This window comes from Aquimarina atlantica (assembly GCF_000626715.1).
GTDB lineage: Bacteria > Bacteroidota > Bacteroidia > Flavobacteriales > Flavobacteriaceae > Aquimarina > Aquimarina atlantica.
Window position 1 is genome coordinate 1 of the sequence record NZ_AQRA01000027.1, and the last position, 2,130, is coordinate 2,130.

Here is a 2,130-nt window from a genome sequence, read left to right on the forward strand (position 1 = left end):
TGTATTATCGAATAGTTTAGTCCAGTTAACGGTATATTGTCCTGTACCTCCGTTAATGGTTAATTGTATGGTTCCATCACTTCCATTTTTACACCCTACATTACTTATAGCAGGTATGGCTGTTATAGGCTCAGGCCCTTGTACCTGAAAAGATTTAGATTGGCTATTTCCTCCTTGATCAGATACAGTTACCTGGTAGTTTCCTATTCCTACATTGGTAAGAGATGCTTCGGTAGTTCCATCATCCCATAGATAAGTGTAATCTCCACCAGAGTTTAAGAATCCTCCTGTTGCACTGGCGATAAGATTTACTTTGGTATCCGAGCAATTAACGGTATTAGGAGTCATATTGATAGAGATGTTGATAGGTTCTGGATCTGTAAGAGTGAATGTTTCGAGATTAGAACTACATCCATTACTATCGGTTACTACGATGGTATAAACCCCTTCATAGAGGTTGATGATATTTGTATTTGTAGACCCTGAAGGAGGTGTAAAGGGATTTCCATCTTTGGTCCAGGCATAGTTTGTATAGTTACCAGATCCACTAGATACAGAGATTGCGATACGTCCATTATTACCATTAATGAGAGTAGGGCTGGTAATGAGTGCAGACAACCCCACTACATCTGGTATGGTTAGGAATCGTTCGTTAACAGTTATGGGTGCACTAGTAGCTTCACAACCATTATTATCTTTGATAAGAATGGTATAATCTCCTTTGGTTAATGAGTCAAAAAGTGTTTCTTGTTGCCATGTAGTTCCATTATCGATAGAATATTGGTATCGAGGTGATGTAGGCGGTGTTCCTGGTGTTCCCCCATTTGGAGTCACTGTAATACTTCCATCGTTTCCTCCAAAACATTGTACGGGAGAAGGAGCACCACTAACCGATAAAGCGGGAGGGGTAGTTAGTGTAAAAGGATTACTTTCATCATAGGCATCAGGTACTGTATTAATATCATCAAAACCTTCATTGTTACTTTTGGTTTGCCAGAATAGTTTATAGATCCCACCGGGTAGGTTTTTAGGTTCCCAGGTATAAGAAGCTCCGGTGAAATCACTTTTAGTTAATACTTTTGATTCATAACCATCAAAGCTGCTTCCTACTTGTCGATATACCTGCAGGTTCATTTTTTCTTGTTTGGTATCATCCAGTTCTCTATCAAAAGTTACAGTAAAACTACCGTTGTCATTATCATTAAGATTAATACTATTACTACATGAAGGTTGGATGTCAATTATAGGACCATCTAGTTTGGGTGAACAGGTTGTAATATCGTAAACAATTGTATTAGTGTCATAATCAAAGGAACTACCATTATTTATACTTACTTTTGATGAAATTCTAATAGCTCCTAGATAATTAGAGGGTAAAAAAGATGTAAGAGGTATTGATTGAGAATTTTGACCAATGGTAGTAGTTGCACTATTAATTTTTATGGGATTGTTACCATTAATTTGATAATACCATTCGTATCTATAATTATGACAATCGTTATCTGCTTTTAAAATAATATTTTCTTCAATACATTTCTCTCTTAAAGTACCTGTAGGAATATCTAAAACTCCTTCCAGATTAGTTACTTTAGCTTGGGCATCATAATTACCTGTTCCATTTCCACAAATGCCTGAATAGTTAATTTGAGTATCTGCTGTATTTGTACAATTTCTAACTCCACCCCCATCTCGAGGATGCAAAAGACAATTCATCTCAAAAAATGTTATAACTCTTGTTGGTTGAACAGAGTATATTCTACCAAAAGGGCTTGTAGCTTGGAGGATATCATATGTGTCTATTACATTAGTACCATTGAATACTCTTGTGATTTTTGTCCTGCTTAGTTCTCTAACACCATCGCAACAGATATCTATATCTTCAGAATAATCAAATAAATATCTTTGAGAATAGATTTTACTCCCTCCGATTAGTATAAAAATTATTAGAATTATTTGCTTCATTTTCAAATTTTAATATCTTACTTCAATCTCCTTCCATTCACTCACATTACATTATTAAATCCCTTCTTAATGTTTTAAAATAATAGTTATTACCTTATCATTATTTTCCTGATATGATTTCCATACGGAGTCTCTAGTACCAAGGCATATATTCCGGAAGGTACTTGC

At 35.3% G+C, this 2,130-nt stretch carries 1 protein-coding gene; it reads right to left on the reverse strand.

The features are described 5' to 3' along the window. Positions 1-1,962, reverse strand: a 1,962-nt coding sequence (locus tag ATO12_RS24430; protein ID WP_034247700.1) for a SprB repeat-containing protein, incomplete at its 3' end; no start/stop codon positions are given. Positions 1,963-2,130 lie beyond the last annotated feature (168 nt).